The 18,416-nt window shown below is 71.7% G+C and carries 16 protein-coding genes and 3 tRNA genes; 13 read left to right on the forward strand and 6 right to left on the reverse strand.

Going from position 1 to position 18,416, the window contains the following annotated elements:
* Positions 1 to 111: 111 nt before the first annotated feature.
* Positions 112 to 4,098, reverse strand: a complete 3,987-nt coding sequence (locus ASC60_RS28930) for a hypothetical protein (RefSeq protein WP_055556045.1) — start codon at positions 4,096 to 4,098, stop codon at positions 112 to 114.
* A 533-nt stretch (positions 4,099 to 4,631) separates the two neighbouring features.
* Positions 4,632 to 5,858, reverse strand: coding sequence for an amidohydrolase family protein (locus ASC60_RS28935; protein WP_055556046.1), 1,227 nt, complete (start codon positions 5,856 to 5,858; stop codon positions 4,632 to 4,634).
* Positions 5,859 to 6,009: 151 nt separating this feature from the next.
* Between ASC60_RS28935 and ASC60_RS28940 the strand changes: the two genes are divergently transcribed.
* The gene (locus ASC60_RS28940) at positions 6,010 to 6,843 is read left to right on the forward strand and encodes a DUF1206 domain-containing protein (protein WP_055556048.1); all 834 of its coding nucleotides are present in this window, start codon (positions 6,010 to 6,012) and stop codon (positions 6,841 to 6,843) included.
* Positions 6,844 to 6,982: 139 nt separating this feature from the next.
* Here the strand turns inward: ASC60_RS28940 and ASC60_RS28945 are convergent, their stop codons facing one another.
* Together ASC60_RS28945 and ASC60_RS28950 are read right to left on the reverse strand one after the other, a co-directional pair.
* Positions 6,983 to 7,648: an SDR family oxidoreductase gene (locus tag ASC60_RS28945; RefSeq protein ID WP_055556050.1), complete on the reverse strand. Its 666-nt coding sequence runs from the start codon at positions 7,646 to 7,648 to the stop codon at positions 6,983 to 6,985.
* Positions 7,649 to 7,672: 24 nt separating this feature from the next.
* Complete coding sequence (locus tag ASC60_RS28950; RefSeq protein ID WP_055556052.1) at positions 7,673 to 8,995, reverse strand: hydrolase; 1,323 nt, start codon at positions 8,993 to 8,995, stop codon at positions 7,673 to 7,675.
* Between the two features lie 174 nt (positions 8,996 to 9,169).
* On the opposite strand from ASC60_RS28950, the gene ASC60_RS28955 reads away from it, so the two are divergent.
* The 6 genes from ASC60_RS28955 to ASC60_RS28980 all read left to right on the forward strand — a co-directional run bounded on the left by ASC60_RS28955 (position 9,170) and on the right by ASC60_RS28980 (position 11,718).
* A tRNA-Thr gene (locus ASC60_RS28955) sits at positions 9,170 to 9,242 on the forward strand.
* 56 nt (positions 9,243 to 9,298) lie between these two features.
* Positions 9,299 to 9,371, forward strand: a tRNA-Met gene (locus ASC60_RS28960).
* An 86-nt stretch (positions 9,372 to 9,457) separates the two neighbouring features.
* The gene (gene rpmG / locus ASC60_RS28965; RefSeq protein ID WP_009715907.1) at positions 9,458 to 9,622 is read left to right on the forward strand and encodes a 50S ribosomal protein L33; all 165 of its coding nucleotides are present in this window, start codon (positions 9,458 to 9,460) and stop codon (positions 9,620 to 9,622) included.
* A gap of 83 nt (positions 9,623 to 9,705) precedes the next feature.
* Positions 9,706 to 10,170 (forward strand): MaoC family dehydratase N-terminal domain-containing protein, encoded by a 465-nt coding sequence (locus ASC60_RS28970; protein WP_055556054.1) that lies wholly within the window; start codon positions 9,706 to 9,708, stop codon positions 10,168 to 10,170.
* On the forward strand, positions 10,167 to 10,601 hold the full coding sequence (locus ASC60_RS28975) for a MaoC family dehydratase (protein WP_055556055.1): 435 nt from the start codon (positions 10,167 to 10,169) through the stop codon (positions 10,599 to 10,601). The genes ASC60_RS28970 and ASC60_RS28975 overlap by 4 nt, the downstream gene beginning before the upstream one ends.
* A gap of 61 nt (positions 10,602 to 10,662) precedes the next feature.
* On the forward strand, positions 10,663 to 11,718 hold the full coding sequence (locus ASC60_RS28980; RefSeq protein WP_055556056.1) for a UDP-N-acetylmuramate dehydrogenase: 1,056 nt from the start codon (positions 10,663 to 10,665) through the stop codon (positions 11,716 to 11,718).
* Positions 11,719 to 11,743: 25 nt separating this feature from the next.
* Here the strand turns inward: ASC60_RS28980 and ASC60_RS28985 are convergent, their stop codons facing one another.
* Positions 11,744 to 12,754, reverse strand: coding sequence for an adenosine deaminase (locus ASC60_RS28985; RefSeq protein WP_055556057.1), 1,011 nt, complete (start codon positions 12,752 to 12,754; stop codon positions 11,744 to 11,746).
* Positions 12,755 to 12,891: 137 nt separating this feature from the next.
* Positions 12,892 to 14,130, reverse strand: a complete 1,239-nt coding sequence (locus ASC60_RS28990; RefSeq protein WP_055556058.1) for a pyridoxal phosphate-dependent aminotransferase — start codon at positions 14,128 to 14,130, stop codon at positions 12,892 to 12,894.
* A 228-nt stretch (positions 14,131 to 14,358) separates the two neighbouring features.
* On the opposite strand from ASC60_RS28990, the gene ASC60_RS28995 reads away from it, so the two are divergent.
* The 6 genes from ASC60_RS28995 to ASC60_RS29020 all read left to right on the forward strand — a co-directional run bounded on the left by ASC60_RS28995 (position 14,359) and on the right by ASC60_RS29020 (position 18,183).
* A tRNA-Trp gene (locus ASC60_RS28995) sits at positions 14,359 to 14,431 on the forward strand.
* 109 nt (positions 14,432 to 14,540) lie between these two features.
* Positions 14,541 to 14,834 carry a preprotein translocase subunit SecE gene (secE, locus tag ASC60_RS29000; RefSeq protein ID WP_055556063.1) on the forward strand — a complete coding sequence of 98 codons (294 nt, stop codon included), beginning with the start codon at positions 14,541 to 14,543 and terminating at the stop codon, positions 14,832 to 14,834.
* A gap of 80 nt (positions 14,835 to 14,914) precedes the next feature.
* A complete protein-coding gene (gene nusG, locus ASC60_RS29005; protein WP_055556065.1) occupies positions 14,915 to 15,763 on the forward strand; it encodes a transcription termination/antitermination protein NusG in 849 nt (282 codons plus the stop codon).
* Positions 15,764 to 15,930: 167 nt separating this feature from the next.
* Positions 15,931 to 16,365 carry a 50S ribosomal protein L11 gene (rplK, locus tag ASC60_RS29010; RefSeq protein ID WP_009715899.1) on the forward strand — a complete coding sequence of 145 codons (435 nt, stop codon included), beginning with the start codon at positions 15,931 to 15,933 and terminating at the stop codon, positions 16,363 to 16,365.
* A gap of 80 nt (positions 16,366 to 16,445) precedes the next feature.
* On the forward strand, positions 16,446 to 17,165 hold the full coding sequence (rplA, locus tag ASC60_RS29015) for a 50S ribosomal protein L1 (protein ID WP_055556067.1): 720 nt from the start codon (positions 16,446 to 16,448) through the stop codon (positions 17,163 to 17,165).
* Positions 17,166 to 17,349: 184 nt separating this feature from the next.
* Positions 17,350 to 18,183 (forward strand): hypothetical protein, encoded by an 834-nt coding sequence (locus ASC60_RS29020; protein WP_055556069.1) that lies wholly within the window; start codon positions 17,350 to 17,352, stop codon positions 18,181 to 18,183.
* Positions 18,184 to 18,416: the final 233 nt, after the last annotated feature.

Below are 18,416 nucleotides of genomic sequence, written 5' to 3' on the forward strand. Positions count from 1 at the left end.
ACCAGCGATCGGGCTGTTCCCAAGCGTAACGCGACTGGGCGCGTCCGGGTGCCGACTGGTCGGAATGAACACGGAGTTGTGATCGTGATCACGCACGGAGGGCGCCTTTCCTCAGCGTCCGCACGGGGGCTCGTACGACATCCGGGGCAGATAGTCGTGCCAGTTCTCCGCCGTCAGGACGCCCCGGGTCATCGAGCAGACGCGACGGATGGCCTTGGTCACGTCCAGGTCCCACAGCCGGATGGTGTCGGCGCCGGTCGACACCCCGAGCATCCGGCTCTGGGGGCTGAACGACAGGAAATTGCCGGTCTTGGCGTTGGGGCTCATCGACTGGCCGATGGGAGCGGCCTTGGACGGGACGCTGATGTCCCAGATCCGGACCGCGTTGTCGTTGCCGCCGCTCGCCAGGGTGCCGTCCCGGCTGAGCGTCAGCGACACGATCGAGTCGGTGTGGCCGGTGAGCGGGCGGCCCAGCCGGGTCGCCTCGCCGGGACGGGTGACGTTCCAGAGCCGGACCGTGGTGTCGTCGCTGCCGCTGGCCAGCGTGCGGCCGTCCGGGCTGTAGGCGAGCGCGTTGATGGGGCCGAGGTGGCCGGTGAGCGGCGCGCCCAGCCGCTCGACACGGCGCCGGTCGGCCACGTTCCACAGCCGGATGGTGTTGTCCGCGCTGCCGCTGGCGAGCGTGCGGCCGTCCGGGCTGAAGAGGAGGGCGTTGACGTAGCCCTTGTGGCCGGTGAGCGGCGGGCCGAGCGGACGGACGTGGGTCGGATCGCCGACGTCCCACAGCCGGATGGTGCGGTCGTCGTACACGGTGGCCAGCGTGCGCCCGTCCGGGCTGAAGGCCAGCGCGCCCGCGAACCGGGTCCGCAGGTCGATGGGGGGCCCGGCGGGGACGGGCCGGGCCGGGTCGGCGACGTTCCACAGCCGCACCGTGGCGCCCCCGGTCATCGCCGCGAAGACGCGGCCGTCGGGGGAGAACGTCGGCTCCCGCACCGAACCCTTCCCCATGCTGAACGGTTCGCCCATCGGCACCGGCCGCCCCGGCTTCGCGACGTTCCACATCCGGACCTTCTCGTCGCGCGCCGCCGTGGCGAGCACCTTCCCGTCCGGGCGGAACGCCCCGACCCGGCCGATCATGTCCGACGTCGGGATCGACCACAGGCGGACGGTGTTGTCACCGGTCCCGGTGGCCAGCGTCCGGCCGTCGGGGCTGAAGCCGAGGGCGTACATCTCGCCGCTGCTTCCGGCCAGCGGCTCGCCGACCTGCGACGGATACGCCGGATCCTGGACGTTCCACAGGCTCGCCGTGCTGTCCTGGCTGGCGGCGGCGAGCATGTTGCCGTCCGGGCTGAAGGCCACGGACCAGATGGGCCCCGAGTGGCCGGTGAGCGGCGAGCCCAGCCCCTCCACGTGCCGGGGATCGCCGACGTCCCACAGCCGGATGGTGTTGTCCGCGGCGCCGCTGGCGAGGGTTTTGCCGTCCGGGCTGAACGCCACGGAGTGGATCAGGTCCGTATGGCCGGTCAGCGCCTTGCCGATCCGCTTCGGACGGCGCGGATCGGCCATGTTCCACAGCCGGATCCTGCCGTCGTCGCCCCCGCCCGCCAGCGTCCGCCCGTCGGGGCTGAACGCGACGGAGCGCACGGCGGCGGTGGGGCCGGTCAGCGAGCCGAGCGGCTTTGGCCGCCGTCGGTCGCCCACGCCCCACAGGCGGACCCGGCGGTTGTCGGTGGCGGCGGCCAGGGTCTTCCCGTCCGGGCTGAAGGTGATCAGGTAGATCGTGCCGTCATGGCCGGACAGGGGCTTGCCGAGCGACCGCGGATGACGGGGATCCGTCACGTCCCACAGGCGCACCGTGCCGTCGTCGCCCGCGCTGGCGAGGGTGTGGCCGTCCGGGCTGAAGACGGCGCTGCTCACCCAGCTGGTGTGGCCGGTCAGCGGCTTGCCGAGCGGTGTGGGGCGGGTCGGGTCGCGGGTGTCCCAGAGCCGGACGGTCCGGTCGTAGCTGGCGGTGGCCAGAAGCCGCCCGTCCGGGCTGAACGAGGTGAGGTAGACGGCGCCGGTGTGGCCGAGCAGCGGGGTGGCCAGCGGCGCGTTCACGATCGAGATCAGCCGGTTCCGCGTACCCTCGTCGTCCGGCCGCAGCCGGTGCGCCACCAGGGCGAGCTGGGCGGACAGCGAAGGGTCCCGGTACTGGAAGCGGTCGGCTTCGGTGACCACCTGCTCGAACACCGCGTCGTCCCGCTGCTGCCACGCCACCACCGCCGAGCCGACGGCCACCATCGCCAGGACGACCAGCGCCGCCACCGCGCCCCGGCTGAGCCAGATCGTGCGCCTGCGCAGCCGCACCGAGGCGGCCAGGAACTCCACCGCGCTGCGGGTCAGCAGGGTGTCACCGGCGGACTTCGCCCAGGTGTGGGCCTGCTCCAGACGGGAGCCCCGGTACAGCAGCGACGGATCGCGGCCCATGCCCTCCCAGGATCTGCCGTCCTCCTCCAGGCGCTGGCGCAGCAGATGGTCGTTCCGGCCCTCGTCGATCCAGTCGCGCAGCCGCGGCCAGGCGTGCAGCAGCGCCTCGTGGGTGATCTCCACGGTCTCCGCGTCGAGGGTCACCAGGCGGGCGCGGACCAGCGCCTCGAGCGATTCCTGCGTCTTGCCGGGCTCCGTCGACTCCTCCGACAGCTGGCGCCGCGTCCCCCGCCTGCGGGTGGCCTGGGTGTCCTCGCCCAGCCGCACCAGCCGCAGGAGCAGCAGCCGGGCGGCGGTGCGCGCCGCCGGGTCGAGGCCGGACCAGGCCCGCTCGGCCGTCGCGGCCACCGCCCCCTGGATGCCGCCCGCCGCGCGGTAGCCGGCCAGGGTCAGCCGTCCCGCCTTGCGGCGCTGCCAGGTGGCCAGCAGGGCGTGGGAGAGCAGCGGCAGCACCCCCGCGTCATGGGTGCCGCCGGGTCCGTCGGCGCTCACCTCCCGCACGATCAGCTCGGCGAGACCCGGTTCGAGTTCCAGGCCCACGGCCTTGGCCGGGCCGGTCACCGCCTCGCGCAGTTCGGCGACGGTCAGCGGGCCGAGCACCATGTGGCGGTGCTGCAGCGCGTCGGCCAGTTCGGGGTAGGCCAGGCACTGCTCGTAGAAGTCGGCGCGGATGCCGAGGACGACGAGGACGGGGGCCGGGTCGCCGGTGCCGGCGGGTGAGCACGCGGCGTGCAGCAGCTGGATGAACGTACGCCGGGCCGTCTCGTCGGTGCCGAGGGTGAACGCCTCCTCGAACTGGTCCACGATGACGACCGGCCGGGCCTTCGCGGAGGTCTCCTCCGCCCACGCCGTGACGGCCTCCCGCACCGCGCGGGCGAAACGCGGCGTGCCGGGCGCCTTGGTGCGGACGACGTCCGCGAGCCGGGGTATCCGGCGGGTCAGCTCCGCGAGCGGATCGGGGCCCGGGGCCAGCTGGAGCACCGCGCGCCCCCGCCCGTCCCCGTCGCCCAGGGCGCCCTTCTCCAGGGCGGGCACCAGCCCGGCGTTCAGCAGGGAGGACTTCCCCGCCCCCGAGGCGCCCACGAGCATGACCAGGCCGCCGGTCCTCTCCGTCGCGCGCAGCTGGGTGACGAGTGCTTCGGTGCTCCGCTCCCGGCCGAAGAACCACCGGGCGTCCTGCTGCCGGTACGCGGCCAGCCCCCGGTAGGGGCACACCGCGCCGGGCACGGCCGGGGCGTCGGCCGCCGGTTTCTCCTCCTCGTCCACGGCCGCCGGGGGGCGCTCGCCGACCGGGTCGGCCACCGCGCGCTCCCACAGGCGCTGCCACTGGGCCATGTCGTACAGGCCGGTCGACACCGGTGCGGGGCGAAGCCGCCGGGCGTCGGGGATCAGGACGTGCAGCACCGCCGCGAGGGCCGCGAACTGGGCGGGTACGTTCTTGGCGCGCCGCCAGTCGCTGATCCGCTGAGCGGACACCCGTACGGGCCGCCCCCGCTCGTCGACCCGCTGAAGCCGGACGACCGCCTCCGCCACGCTCTTCAGGGGCGGGTTGCCCGCCTCCCGGTACAGCAGCGCGAGACGTTCCGCGAAGGCCGTGCGTACCCCTGAGTCGGAACTCAAGGTCTCCACTCCTTACTTCCCCCGCGCCTGGATCTCCGGACCGGAAAACTCACTTTATACGGATGACCTGCGACGAAGGCCGCGGTCCGCAACCGGAACCTCCTCGGCGGACGGCACAACTGGCAGGATCACAGAGCAACAGCGCACACGATCGCGGCGCCCGGCCGGACAGGCGGCTCGGACTCCTGGCCGCCGCCGCGTCGTCCACCGAACCGACCCTCCCGCGATCCGCACCCAAACGGGGGGAGTGCGGATCGGCACCGCCCCACCGTTCGGCACCGGTCCCCGCGTGGGGAGGGACCGGCGCCGAACGCCGTGGGACGCGGAGGCACTTGTTCCGGCGCGGCGGCGGCGCGGCGCCCGACGCCCTGTGCGCACGGGCACAGGACGACTCGGCCGAGTGACGCGGCGGGGCGTCACTCGGCGGGTACTTCACGGCTGGCCGACGCTCAGACATGCACTGATCCCATGACCGCCGCCGCCGATAGGCAAGGGGGCGACCGGGATTCGCGCCATGATGGCCGAAACCGGATGCTGTTTCGTTACACAGCCCGGTCCTTGTCGAAGTCCAGCTCCAGCATCCGGATCGCGTTGCCGCGCAGGATCTTGTACGTGGTCTCCGGCGGCAGCCCCGCGACGTGCTCGGCCGCGACCCGCTCGGTGTGCGGCCAGGTGGAGTCCACGTGCGGGTAGTCGGTCTCGAAGGTGGCGTTGTCCACGCCGACCGTGTCGAGCGAAGCGACGCCGTGCCGGTCGCGGAAGAAGCAGCAGAAGATCTGCCGGTAGTAGTACATGGACGGCGGCTCGGGGACGAGATCCCGGACCCCGCCCCACGCCCGGTGCTCCTCCCAGACGTCGTCCGCGCGCTCCAGGGCGTACGGGATCCAGCCCATCTGGCCCTCGGCGTACGCCAGCTTCAGCCGCGGGAACCGTACCAGGACGCCGCTGAAGAGGAAGTCCGTCATCGAGGCCATGGCGTTGTTGAAGCTCAACGCCGCCTGCACGGCGGGCGGGGCGTCGGGGGAGGCGGCGGGCATCTGCGAGGACGAGCCGATGTGCATGCACACGACCGTCCCCGTCGCCTCGCACTCGGCGAAGAACGGGTCCCAGTAGCCGCTGTGGATGCTGGGCAGGCCGAGGTAGGTGGGGATCTCGCTGAAGGTCACCGCGCGCACGCCCCGCGCCGCGTTCCGGCGGATCTCCCGTACGGCCAGCTCCACGTCCCACAGCGGGATCAGGCACAGCGGGATCAGCCGCCCGCCGCTGTCGCCGCACCACTCCTCGACCATCCAGTCGTTGTACGCCCGCACACAGGCCAGCCCGACCTCCTTGTCGTCGGCCTCGGCGAAGGTCTGGCCGCAGAAGCGGGGGAAGGTGGGGAAGCACAGCGACGCCTCGACATGGTTCATCTCCATGTCCGCGACCCGGGCCCCGGGGTCCCAGCACCCCCGCCGCATCTGCTCGCGGGTGATGCCCTCCAGGGTCATCTCGTCCCGGGAGAACCCGACGGCCGCGATGATCCGCTTGTACGGAAACAGGCCGCCCTCGTACTCCCACCAGTCCGTGAGCGGACCGTCCGGGTCGGTCGTGATGCGGTATTTGCCCCCGATGTACGCCAGTTCCCCGATCCCGGCCGTGAGCGGCTTCGGCCCGCGGTCGCGGTACTTGGCCGGAAGCCAGGTCTCGAAGAGATGAGCGGGCTCGATCACATGGTCGTCCACGCTGATGACCATGGGCAGCTCGGTCGCGCCGGTCGTCTCGCCCGTCATGGCGTCATCTCCCCGCGTAATCTGACGGTCCGTCAGATGCAGGGTAGAGGTGATCGCCTCAGGCAACAAGAGACGGCCGGCCCCGTTTCCGCCCGGCCGTCCGGGGCAAACGCCGCACCAGCGGCCGGGTACGGACATCAGGAGGAAAACGGTGAACGCGTCGTCGATCGCACATGGACTGGGCCCGGCATCCCGCGCCCGCGCCCCGCACCGGGCCATCGAGGCCGCGGCTCGCGGCGGCCTCACCGCCCGCGGCGTCCTCTACCTGCTCGTCGGCATCCTCGCCCTGCGCATCGCCTTCGGCGACGGCGGCAAACAGGCCGACCGGAGCGGTGCCCTCCAGGTGCTCGCCCACCAGCCGTTCGGCCGGGCCCTGGTCTGGGCCGTCGGCCTCGGACTGGTCTGCATGGCCCTGTGGCGGCTGTCCGAGGCGGTCTTCGGAGCCGCCGGACCGGACGGCCGCAAGGCGGCCAAACGGCTCGCCGGCGCGGCCCGCGCCGTCTTCTACGCCTTCGCCGCCTACTCCGTCCTCGCCTTCGCGGCCGGGGAACAGGGCAGCGGCTCCAGCGACCGCCAGTCCCAGGACGTCACGGCCCGCGCCCTCACCCTGCCCGAGGGACGGTGGCTGGTCGGCATCGGCGGCGCGGTGGTCGCCGCCGCCGGGGTCTGGATCGCCGTACGGGCCCTGAGGCGCACCTTCCGCAAGCACCTCGCGCTCTCCGCGATACCCCGCCGGGCCGAGCGCGCCGTCGAGGCGCTCGGCGTATGCGGCGGCGTGGCGCGCGGCGCCGTCTTCGCGGCGGCGGGCGGCTTCGCCGTCTCGGCCGCCGTACGGTACGACCCGGACCGGGCCAAGGGCGTCGACGACACCCTCCGCACCTTCGCCGCGACCTCCGCCGGCCCCTGGCTGCTGGTCGCCGTAGCGGCGGGGCTGGCGCTGTTCGGCGTCTTCTCCTTCGCCATGGCCCGCTGGCGCCGGGTCTGACGGCGCGGAGGCCTTCCCCTCCCCGCCCTGGACCCCGCTTCTCAAACGCCGGAGGGGCTGGGGGCCGGGGCATCCCCGCCCCGGACCCCGCTGCTCACGTCTCCGGTACGCGGCCGCCGACGGGCCCGCCCCGCCCCCGTCAGCCGCCGTCGGCGATCGCGCGCACCGCGGCCGTCACCGGTGTGGTGCCGCCCAGGAGCTCCAGGGTGCGGCCCGCCGTGCGGGGTTCGTCGAGGAGGGCGGCCAGGACGGCGGCCACGTCGTCGCGGGTCACCTCGTCCCGGCCGGTGTGCTCGGCCAGGGTCACCAGGCCCGTACCGGGGGCGTCGGTGAGGCGGCCGGGGCGGAGCACGGTCCAGTCGAGGGCGGATCGGGCCCGGATGTCGTCGTCCGCGGCGCCCTTCGCGCGCAGGTAGGCGGCGAAGACCGGGTCCGTGCCGGGCGCGGGCTCGCGGTCGGCGCCCATCGCGGAGACGGTGACGAACCGCCGTACGCCCGCCCGCTCGGCGGCATCCGCGAAGAGCACGGAGGCGGCGCGGTCGACGGTCTCCTTGCGGGCGGCCCCGCTGCCGGGGCCCGCACCGGCGGCGAAGACCGCGGCGTCGGCGCCCTCCAGGTGCTTGGCCACATCGTCCACGGAGGCCGATTCGAGATCGCAGACGACCGGTTCGGCGCCGGCCGCCAGCAGGTCGCCCGCCTGCTCCGGCTTGCGGATGATGCCCGCCACTTCGTCTCCGCGCGCGGAGAGCAGCCGCTCCAGCCGCAGCGCGATCTGTCCATGTCCACCAGCGATGACAATGCGCATGATCCCGACCGTACGCCGGTCGGGCTACGACTGCCCGTCGCCGTCCGCGGGCGGCGACGGCGGCGGCGCGGGCCGGGACGCGGGCCGGGACTGGCGGGGGAGGTCGAGGGCGACCGCGGCGGCGGAGTCGCAGTACTCCCGTACGGCGCTGGTACGGGCGACCACCCGGCCGTCGTGGACCACGACCCGGCTGTACGCGAGCGACAGCACACCCGCGAGCCCGTCGCCCCGCACGGCCAGCAGCTCGGCGGGGAACCCGGCCTCCACCCGCACCTCGGGGAGCCCCAGCGCGGCCCGGGCCCGGGCGCATACCGTGTCGTAGGCCTCCGCGGGGCCCAGCTCGCCCCGCGAGGCCAGCAGATAGGCGGCCTCCAGCGGATCGCCACGGCCCACGGGGTTGACGGTGTCGCGCAGGGCGCCGCTCCCGGCGGCGACCCGGACGCCCGCGGCCCGCAGCAGCCGCACCGGCGCACACCCGGCCACGCGCGCCCCCTGCTCGCCCCGGTCCTCCCGCCCGACGCAGTCGCCCTGGGGCAGGCAGACCACGGTGACGCCCGCCGCCGCGAGCCGGTCGGCGGCCCGCGCCACGACGTCACGGGGCAGCCGGGCCAGCCCGCCGCAGGGGCCGATGGTGACGCCGGGCCGCAGGCCCCCGGCCATCGCGGCGAGCCGGGCGAGCCGGGCCGGGTCGTCACCGTCCGTGTGGAGGTCGACGGCGCAGCCGGTGCGGGCGGCGAGGTCGAGGACGGCCTCGGCGTGGCCGGTCGGGTCGGGGTCGAGGTCGGGGCAGCCGCCGATGGCGCAGGCGCCCATCCGTACGGCGTCCCGCAGCATCGCGAGTCCGTCCGCCCCGGCGGCCCCGGTCAGCACCCGCGGTACGGCGACCGCGCCGAGGTCGATGAGCCCGCGGAGGCTGCGCCGGGCCTCCAGGACGGCCGCCAGCGAGCGCAGACCGTGCACCCCGCCGATCCGCACATGGGTGCGCACGGCGGTCGCCCCGTGGCCCAGGTGCAGCAGGGCGGCCTCGGTGGTGCGGCGCTGGACGTCCGCGGGGGCGTACGGGACGGGGCCCGCGATGTCGGCCGTCAGGGCGGTGTCGCAGTGGGCGTGCGGCTCGGCGGGGGCGGGGAGCAGCAGATAGCCGCCGAGGTCGAGCCGCGGCCCGGGGACCAGGCTGCCGACGGTGCCGACCGCCTCGATCCGCCCGCCGCCGAGCCGCACGTCCACCGTGCGGCCGTCGGCGAGCCGGGCGCCGCCGAGGACCAGCGCGGCGGCCCCGGGGGCCGTCCCGCCGTCGTTGCCGGAGGGCTGCTGCTGGTGGCTCTCGGGCGGCTGGCTCTCGGGCATCGCACTCCAGATCACGCGGGGTGAGCCGAGCCTAGGACGCGGTGGGGGCGGCGCCGCGGAGGAGCCGAATAGTCGTACCGGTGTGGTGCGTGAGGAGCGTGTGTCACCCACGGTGGCCTCAGGCCGATACGGATTTCACCTTCGGCGGCCGAGCGTGTAATGTCTTCATCGCTCGCCCCAATAGCTCAGTCGGCAGAGCGTCTCCATGGTAAGGAGAAGGTCTACGGTTCGATTCCGTATTGGGGCTCTGATGTGTGAGGTATCCCGTTCGGCTCCGGCCGGGCGGGGCACGAATCGCATCGAAGCGGTGTAGCTCAGTCGGTAGAGCAAGCGGCTCATAATCGCTGTGTCACCGGTTCAAGTCCGGTCACCGCTACACACAGTAGCCGATTGTGGGGTCGGTCCTCCGGTCGGCTACTCTTTAATGCGTTCTGTCCCATCCGTTCGTCAAGGAGCACTCACGTGGCTGCCACCGACGTCCGCCCGAAGATCACGCTGGCCTGCGTGGAGTGCAAGGAGCGGAACTACATCACCAAGAAGAACCGGCGTAATGACCCGGATCGTCTGGAGATCAAGAAGCATTGCCCGCGTTGCAACGCGCACACCGCGCACCGCGAGACGCGATAGCAATAAACTCTCATTCGAGGCCGCCCCCACTAGCGGGGGTGGCCTCGTTTCGTTAGTCGTCAACAGCAGGAGGTGCCGAGGCGATGGCGCTTGATCCGTCTTTCGTCGGGCGGACCTATCCGCCCACCGACCCGTATGAGGTCGGCAGGGAGAAGATCCGCGAATTCGCCGAGTCGATCGGCGAGACCAACCCGGTCTACACCGATCCCGAGGCGGCCAAGGCGCTCGGCCACTCCGATGTGATCGCCCCGCCCACGTTCGTCTTCGCGATCACCTTCAAGGCCGCGCGGCACCTGGTCGTCGGCGACCCGCAGCTGGGCCTGGACTTCAACCGGGTGGTGCACGGCGACCAGAAGTTCACGTACACCCGGCCCATCGTGGCGGCCGACCGCCTCACCGTCACCACCAGGATCGACGACATCAAGTCGCTCGCGGGCAACGATGTGATCCTCATCAGCGGTGAGGTGCGCGACGCCGCGGGTGAGCACGTGGTGACGGCGATGACGAAACTGGTGGCGCGCGCCGCCGAAGGGGAGGACCGCAGATGACCGCCAAGGTCTCGTACGACGCCGTCGAGGTCGGCACCGAACTGCCCGGGCGGACCTTCCCGGTGAACCGCGCCGACCTGATCCGGTACGCCGGCGCGTCGGGCGACTTCAACCCGATCCACTGGAACGAGAAGTTCGCCAAGGAGGTCGGCCTCCCCGACGTCATCGCGCACGGCATGTTCACCATGGCCGAGGCGATCCGCGTGGTGACCGACTGGATCGGCGACCCCGGGGCCATCGCCGACTACGGCGTGCGCTTCACCAAGCCGGTCGTCGTCCCGAACGACGACAAGGGCGCGATCATCGAGGTCGCCGCCAAGGTCGCCGCCAAGCTGGACGACGAGGCCCGTACGGTCCGGGTGGACCTCACGGCGACCAGCGAGGGCCAGAAGGTGCTGGGCATGGCCCGCGCCGTCGTCCGCCTCGCCTGACGCACGAGGACTCCGCCCGCCCCCGGCATCGCGCCGGGGGCGCCCCCGTACTCTTGAGCGCGTGCAGGAACTCCATGACGCCCCCCTCGCCCCCCTCACCACCTTCCGCCTCGGCGGCCCGGCCACCCGGCTGATCACGGCCACCACCGACGACGAGGTGATCGCCGCGGTCCGCGAGGCCGACGCCACCGGCACCCCGCTGCTGCTGATCGGCGGCGGCAGCAACCTGGTCATCGCCGACAAGGGCTTCGAGGGCATCGCCCTGCACATCGCGACCAGCGGCTTCACCCTGGACGGCACCCGGCTGGAGCTGGCCGCCGGCGAGAACTGGTCCGACGCCGTGGCCCGTACGGTCGAGGCGGGTCTCGCCGGTGTCGAGTGCCTGGCCGGAATCCCCGGCTCCGCCGGCGCGACCCCGATACAGAACGTCGGGGCGTACGGCCAGGAGGTCTCCGCCACCCTCAGCGAGGTCGTCGCCTACGACCGCCGCGCCGACGCCGTGGTGACGATCCCCGCCGCCGACTGCGCCTTCTCCTACCGCCACAGCCGCTTCAAGGCGGAGCCGGACCGCCACGTCGTCCTGCGGGTCCGCTTCGAACTGGAGGACGCGGACGGGCTGTCCGCGCCCATCAAGTACGCCGAGACCGCCCGGGTGCTCGGCGTCGAGGTGGGCGACCGGGTGCCCGCCGACACCGCCCGCCGGACCGTGCTGTCCCTGCGCGCGGGCAAGGGCATGGTGCTCGACCCCGACGACCACGACACCTGGTCCGCCGGGTCCTTCTTCACCAACCCGGTGCTGACCGAGAGCGCGTACGAAGCCTTCCTGGCCCGCGTCGCCGACCGCCTCGGCGCGGACACCGCCCCGCCCGCCTTCCCGGCGGGGGAGGGGCGGATCAAGACCTCCGCCGCCTGGCTGATCGACAAGGCGGGCTTCACCAAGGGCTACGGCAGCGGCCCGGCCCGCATCTCCACCAAGCACACCCTCGCGCTCACCAACCGCGGCGAGGCCACCACCGAGGACCTGCTGGCGCTGGCCCGCGAGGTGGTGGCCGGGGTCGAGGAGGCGTTCGGCGTCACGCTGGTCAACGAGCCGGTGACGGTGGGCGTGAGCCTGTAGCCCACCTCCGAAATTTCGGAACTGGCTACGCCAGCCAGTCGTCGATCCCCGCCAGCAGCCGCCGCCGTACGTCCTCCGGCGCCGCCGACCCCCGTACCGACTGCCGTGCCAGCTCGGCCAGTTCCTCGTCGGTGAAGCCGTGGTGCTCGCGCGCCAGCTGGTACTGGGCGGCCAGCCGGGACCCGAACAGCAGCGGGTCGTCGGCGCCCAGCGCCATCGGCACCCCGGCCTCGTACAGGGTGCGCAGCGGTACGTCCTCGGGCTTCTCGTAGACCCCGAGCGCGACGTTGGAGGACGGGCACACCTCGCAGGTCACCCCGCGGTCGGCCAGCCGGGCGAGCAGCCGCGGGTCCTCGGCCGCGCGCACCCCGTGCCCCACCCGGGCGGCCACGAGGTCGTCCAGGCAGTCGCGGACGCTGCCGGGCCCGGACAACTCGCCGCCGTGCGGGGCGGCGAGCAGTCCGCCGTCCCGAGCGATGGCGAAGGCGCGGTCGAAGTCGCGGGCGAAACCGCGCCGCTCGTCGTTGGAGAGCCCGAAGCCGACCACCCCGCGGTCCGCGAAGCGCACCGCGAGCCGGGCCAGGGTGCGCGCCTCCAGGGGGTGCTTCATCCGGTTCGCGGCGACCAGGACCCGTATGCCGAGCCCGGTGTCCCGGGAGGCCGCGTCGACGGCGTCCAGGATGATCTCCAGCGCCGGGATCAGCCCGCCCAGGCGCGGGGCGTACGAGGTGGGGTCGACCTGGATCTCCAGCCACCCGGAGCCGTCCGCGACGTCCTCCTCGGCGGTCTCGCGCACCAGCCGCCGGATGTCGTCGGGCTCCCGCAGACAGGACCGCGCGATGTCGTACAGCCGCTGGAAGCGGAACCAGCCGCGCTCGTCGGTGGCCCGCAGTCTCGGTGGCTCACCGCCGCTCAGCGCCTCGGGCAGATGGACGCCGTACTTGTCGGCGAGTTCGAGGAGCGTGCCGGGGCGCATGGAGCCGGTGAAGTGGAGATGCAGATGCGCCTTGGGGAGCAGATGTACATCGCGTGCCATCTGCAGATTTTGCCGCACGTCCGGACCCGCCGGTACCGCTTTCACCGAACGTGGGCTTGCCCGCACAGGAATACGGGTCAAGGACGACAGCGGGCGCCCGGCCGTGGCCGGACGCCCGCTCTCAAGGGGAAAACCGCTCAGGCGCGGGCCTCCGCCAGCAGCTTCTGGATCCGCGAGACGCCCTCGACCAGGTCCTCGTCGCCCAGCGCGTAGGACAGCCGCAGATAGCCCGGTGTGCCGAACGCCTCACCCGGCACCACGGCGACCTCGGCCTCCTCAAGGATCAGCGCGGCCAGTTCGACGGTGGTCCGCGGCCGCTTGCCGCGGATCTCCTTGCCCAGCAGCCCCTTCGCCGACGGGTAGGCGTAGAACGCGCCCTCCGGCTCCGGGCACTCGATGCCGTCGATCTCGTTGAGCATGCGCACGATGGTGCGGCGCCGGCGGTCGAACGCCTCGCGCATCGTCGCGACGGCGTCGAGGTCGCCGGAGACGGCGGCCAGGGCGGCGGCCTGCGCGACATTGCTCACATTGGAGGTGGCGTGCGACTGCAGGTTGGTCGCGGCCTTCACCACGTCCTTGGGGCCGATGATCCAGCCGACCCGCCAGCCGGTCATCGCGTACGTCTTGGCGACACCGTTGACCACGACGCACTTGTCGCGCAGCTCGGGCACCACCACCGGCAGCGAGTGGAACGTCGCGTCGCCGTAGACCAGGTGCTCGTAGATCTCGTCGGTGAGCACCCACAGCCCGTGCTCGGCGGCCCAGCGGCCGATCTCCTCGATCTGCTCGCGGCTGTAGACCGCGCCGGTCGGGTTGGACGGCGAGACGAAGACCAGCACCTTGGTGCGCTCGGTGCGGGCGGCCTCCAGCTGCTCGACGGAGACCCGGTAGCCGGTCGTCTCGTCCGCGACCACGTCCACCGGGACACCGCCGGCCAGCCGGATCGACTCCGGGTAGGTGGTCCAGTACGGCGCGGGGACGATGACCTCGTCGCCCGGGTCGACGATCGCGGCGAACGCCTCGTAGATCGCCTGCTTGCCGCCGTTGGTCACCAGGATCTGGGCCGCCTCGACCTCGTAACCGCTGTCGCGCAGGGTCTTGGCGGCGATGGCGGCCTTCAGCTCGGGGAGCCCGCCGGCCGGGGTGTAGCGGTGGAACCTGGGATCACGGCAAGCCGCCACCGCCGCCTCGACGACGTAGTCGGGCGTCGGGAAGTCCGGCTCACCGGCGCCGAAGCCGATCACCGGTCGGCCGGCGGCCTTGAGGGCCTTGGCCTTGGCGTCGACGGCGAGGGTCGCGGACTCGGAGATGGAACCGATCCGGGCCGACACCCGCCGGTCGGTCGGGGACTGTGCAGGGGGAGTAGCAGCGGTCATGGATGCATCGTCGCAGACCGGGGAAAAGGGCGGTACACAGGTTTAACGAGACTCACACCAGACTCCTGCCGGGACTCCGCGGAGACTCCGTGGAGGGCACGGGCGCTTCTCGTTCGACGCCCGGCCGTCAAGCACGTACACTCAACCGTCGTTGGCCGCTCAACAGACGTATCCGCCCCGCACACTCCGTGCAGCGGGATGGATGCGGTAGGTTGGGGGTTGCCGCAAAGGGTCGTAGCTCAATTGGTAGAGCACTGGTCTCCAAAACCAGCGGTTGGGGGTTCAAGTCCCTCCGGCCCTGCTACACGCACTTGATGGTCAGGGTGCGTGCATGCGTACGCAAGGACAAGCACCGCTGTGCGGCCGGGCCGGACGCGGCACGGCCACGACCCGGATTCAGGTGAGGACGAGTGACGGAAGCCCTTGGCTCCACCGCGACGCCTGAGAGCGGTCGTCCCGACGAGGACGAGGTGGCGACCAAGAAGGGCCGCCGTGGTGGCAAGCGTGCGAAGAAGGGGCCCTTCGGCCGGCTCGCGCTGTTCTACCGCCAGATCGTCGCCGAGCTGCGCAAGGTCGTGTGGCCCACGCGCAATCAGCTGTCGACGTACACCAGCGTGGTGATCGTCTTCGTGCTGATCATGATCGGCATCGTGACCGTGATTGACTATGGGTTCAACAACGCCATCAAGTACGTCTTTGGCTGAGATCCCGCGGAGGGCGGCCCGTTTCCCGGCAGCGTCCTTTCGCACGTTCCACCCCTTGAAGCCAGGAAGAAGCAGCCACCGTGTCTGACCCGAACCTGAACGACGCCGCCGAGCCCGTCGAGTCCCGTGAGGACGAGCTCGACATCGTCGAGGCGGCGGACTCCGACCAGGCTGAAGCCGCCGACGCCGCCGCGGGCGAGCCCGCCGAGACGGCCGCGATCCACGTCGAGGACGAGGCCGAGGCGGTCGCCGAGACCGCTGAGGACGTCGAGGCCGAGGAGGCCGAGGAGGTCGAGGAGGCCGAGGTCGAGGTCGACCCGGTCGAGGCCCTCCGTGAAGAGCTGCGCGGGCTGCCCGGCGAGTGGTACGTGATCCACACCTACGCGGGCTACGAGAAGCGCGTGAAGGCCAACCTGGAGCAGCGTGCCGTCTCGCTGAACGTCGAGGACTTCATCTACCAGGCCGAGGTCCCCGAAGAAGAGATCGTCCAGATCAAGAACGGCGAGCGCAAGAACGTCCGTCAGAACAAGCTCCCCGGCTATGTGCTGGTGCGCATGGACCTGACGAACGAGTCCTGGGGCGTCGTGCGGAACACCCCGGGCGTCACCGGCTTCGTGGGCAACGCCTACGACCCGTACCCGCTGACCCTGGACGAGATCGTCAAGATGCTCGCCCCGGAGGCCGAGGAGAAGGCCGCCAAGGCCGCCGCCGAGGAGGGCGGCGCCCCGGCGCCCAGCCGCAAGGTCGAGGTCCAGGTGCTGGACTTCGAGGTGGGCGACTCGGTCACGGTCACCGACGGCCCGTTCGCCACGCTGCAGGCCACGATCAACGAGATCAACGCCGACTCGAAGAAGGTCAAGGGCCTGGTCGAGATCTTCGGCCGGGAGACCCCGGTCGAGCTGAGCTTCGACCAGATCCAGAAGAACTGACCCCTTCTTCCACACCCTTCCGACAGGTCAGACAGGCCCCCTCGGGGCCGGTCTGACCTGCTCGGTTTCAGGCCGCGCATCCATACCCGTTATCGTTGTGCGGTATGCCTCCATCCGGATGACCCGGAGTGGGGGCGGACCACCTCTCACTAGGACCCGGAGAGAGCATGCCTCCCAAGAAGAAGAAGGTCACGGGGCTGATCAAGCTCCAGATCCAGGCCGGCGCCGCGAACCCGGCCCCGCCGGTCGGCCCCGCGCTGGGTCAGCACGGCGTCAACATCATGGAGTTCTGCAAGGCCTACAACGCCGCGACCGAGTCGCAGCGCGGCATGGTCGTGCCGGTGGAGATCACGGTCTACGAGGACCGTTCCTTCACCTTCATCACCAAGACTCCGCCGGCCGCGAAGCTGATCCTCAAGGCCGCGGGCGTGGAGAAGGGCTCCGGCGAGCCGCACAAGACCAAGGTCGCCAAGATCACCCGCGACCAGGTCCGCGACATCGCCACCACCAAGATGCCCGACCTGAACGCCAACGACCTGGACGCCGCCGAGAAGATCATCGCCGGCACCGCCCGTTCCATGGGCATCACGGTCGAGGGCTGACAGCCACCCCGTAGCACCACCGTGGCAGGGCCAATGCGCGGTCCGGACCACGACTCCGAACTCAGACATCTGGAGCAGAGTTGAGCAAGCGCAGCAAGTCCCTCCGCGCTGCGGACGCCAAGATCGACCGGGAGCGCGTGTACGCCCCGCTCGAGGCCGTCCGCCTGGCGAAGGACACCTCCCCGAGCAAGTTCGACGCGACCGTCGAGGTCGCCATGCGCCTGGGCGTCGACCCGCGCAAGGCCGACCAGATGGTCCGCGGCACCGTGAACCTGCCGCACGGCACCGGTAAGACCGCCCGGGTCCTGGTCTTCGCGACCGGTGACCGTGCTGCGGCCGCGGAGGCCGCCGGCGCCGACATCGTCGGCTCCGACGAGCTCATCGACGAGGTGTCCAAGGGCCGCCTGGACTTCGACGCCGTCGTCGCCACCCCGGACCTCATGGGCAAGGTCGGCCGCCTGGGCCGGGTGCTCGGTCCGCGTGGTCTGATGCCGAACCCGAAGACCGGCACCGTCACCCCGGATGTGGCCAAGGCCGTCACGGACATCAAGGGCGGCAAGATCGAGTTCCGCGTCGACAAGCACTCCAACCTGCACTTCATCATCGGCAAGGTGTCGTTCGGTGAGACGCAGCTGGTGGAGAACTACGCGGCGGCGCTCGAGGAGATCAACCGTCTCAAGCCGTCCGCCGCGAAGGGCCGCTACATCAAGAAGGCGAGCCTGAGCACGACGATGGGCCCCGGCATCCCGCTGGACGCCAACCGCACCCGCAACCTGCTGGTCGAGGACGAGGCCGTCTGAGCCCTTCCCTGACCGGAACCGCCGGGCCCCCGCGTCTCGTGAAGAGAGGCGGGGGCCCGGCGCGTTGCTGTCGGAGGCCCTGGATAGGGTTCTACCGACAGTCGTAAAAGAAAAATAAGGGGGAACCGTGCGCGGTACTCATGTGGGCGTGCGATGCGTGATCGCGGCCTGTGGCGTTGTTCTGATGGCCGGGCTCACCGCGTGCGGGAGCGACACGTCCGACGGCGGCAAGGCGGGCGGCAAGGGTGACAGCGGCGGCCAGTCGGTGGGCAGCCCGCTGGCGGCCCTGAAGCTCGCCTCGCAGCGCACGGACCAGCAGCACTCCGCGAAGATCGACGGCACCATCAAGAGCCCGCTCGCGAACAGCGACATGACCGGCGCGATGGACTGGTCCGACGGCATGCGCGCCGACATGCAGATGACGTCGAAGGGCGGTGCCGGTGCCGCCTCCTCCCCGGGCGGCGACAAGCCCGTCAACGTGCGCTACACGCCCGACGCGATGTTCATGAACGCGGCCGCGATGGGGATCCCGGCCCAGGGCAAGGAGTGGATCAAGTACGACTACGATCTGCTCGCCAAGCAGGGCGGCCCCTCCGGCGCGTACCTCAAGGACCAGATGCAGAACAACAACCCGTCGCGTTCGGTGCAGCTCCTCCTCGCCACGGGCCAGGTCAAGAAGGTCGGCTCGGAGGACGTCCGGGGCGTGGGGACCACCCACTACACGGGCGTGGTCAAGGTCTCGGAGATGGCCCGGGCGCAGTCCAAGGGGCTGAGCCAGTCCGAGCTGGACGCCCTGGAGAAGCAGCTCAAGCAGTCCGGGGCGGACAGCGAGACCGTCGACCTGTGGATCGACGACAAGAACCTGCTGGTCAAGAAGCGCGAGCAGGCCAAGAGCAAGACAGGCGTCACCGATTCGACGGTCTACTACTCGGACTACGGCACCAAGGTCACCGTCGAGGAGCCGCCGGCCTCGCAGACGATGGACTTCCAGAAGCTGCAGCAGGGGTCCCAGCCGTAGCTGATTTGCCCGGGCGCGGCCCGTTCGCGTAATCTGCTGCAGAAGCCAAAGACCGCTGGTTGTCGCTGTGTCTCCGCAAGGGGATCACGGCGGCTGAAGGATCCGCTAGCTGCGGACGACCCGCGCAGGTGACTGTGGTAGCACTCCCGAACGGGCCGAGGGTCCGTGCGGTCGAGTCACGCCCCGAGCGCCTGCGCCGGGGCGTTTTCGTGTTGTTCAGTCTCCTTCCTTCA

The sequence above is a fragment of the Streptomyces sp. NBRC 110028 genome (genome assembly GCF_001417735.1).
GTDB lineage: Bacteria > Actinomycetota > Actinomycetes > Streptomycetales > Streptomycetaceae > Streptomyces.